The organism is Halorubrum trueperi, assembly GCF_042662525.1.
Lineage (GTDB): Archaea > Halobacteriota > Halobacteria > Halobacteriales > Haloferacaceae > Halorubrum > Halorubrum trueperi.
The window spans coordinates 1-991 of sequence record NZ_JBHSXI010000027.1; the positions used below are offsets into that span (position 1 = coordinate 1).

At 47.5% G+C, this 991-nt stretch carries 1 protein-coding gene and 1 pseudogene; both read left to right on the top strand.

The features are described from left to right. The first annotated feature begins 84 nt into the window (after window positions 1–84). Window positions 85–381 (top strand): Zn-ribbon domain-containing OB-fold protein, encoded by a 297-nt coding sequence (locus ACFQEY_RS18140; RefSeq protein WP_379771301.1) that lies wholly within the window; start codon window positions 85–87, stop codon window positions 379–381. 81 nt (window positions 382–462) lie between these two features. Then, window positions 463–804: pseudogene (locus tag ACFQEY_RS18145) on the top strand (acyl-CoA dehydrogenase family protein); the annotation flags it as partial. Window positions 805–991 lie beyond the last annotated feature (187 nt).

A 991-nucleotide genomic window follows, 5' to 3' on the forward strand; every position in this document is an offset into this window, starting at 1 on the left:
TTCGTCGAGTCGTCAGCAATAATGAGGTTATGTCACGGGCTCACGCTGTGCCGGCTGTCGAGACCTCGGGGTAAACACGTACAGATATTCTTCCCGAGACCTTGCTGCCCAAAATGCGCTTCCGAAGAATTAGAATGGGTTGAATCTTCTGGAGATGGTGAAGTTTTCAGTTACTCGACTGTCCGTCGGTCCGTGAAGTTTCCAGAATTCTCTGACGACGTCCCATATCTTGTTGGACATATAGATCTGGAAGAAGGAATTCGCATGTTTTCCATGATCGTTGAGGCCACGGAAGCCGATATTCAGATGGGAACACCAGTAGAGGTTGTATTCGATCACGTAACGGATGAGATCACTCTCCCTAAATTTTCCTTAAAGTAACAACACCAACCTATCATTCCACCAACATGGAATCAACCGTACACTAGAACATTAAAAGACCCAAATTAAGGAGAGAAAATAATGGAATTTAACCGCACAAGTGAACAAGAATTGATCTATGAGACAGCCAGGGACATCGCCAGTAGCTATCCTGAGGAATACTGGCAGAAAGTAAGAGAAGAATACACGATAGATGAGTTCCGAAATGACCTTGCCGATGGGGGCTGGTTAGGGATAACGATTCCAGAAGAATACGGTGGAGAAGGGATGGGCATGTTAGAATTGGTGACTCTCATCGAAGGAATGAGTAAGGGTGGGGGGTGGGAGGCAGTCGGCCCGCTTGTCATAGATATCGGCATCATCACCAATCTCCTTAAAAAATTCGGTTCGGAAGCACAAAAAGAATCGCATCTCCCGAAGATAGCAAACGGAGAGGAACAGTGGTCTTTCGGTGTAACTGAGCCTGATGCCGGCTTGAACACAGCGAATATCGCAACTTCTGCGGAACGGGTCGGAGATGAATTCATGTACGTGTTTACCCCGAGGTCTCGACAGCCGGCACAGCGTGAGCCCGTGACATAACCTCATTATTGCTGACGACTCGACGAAG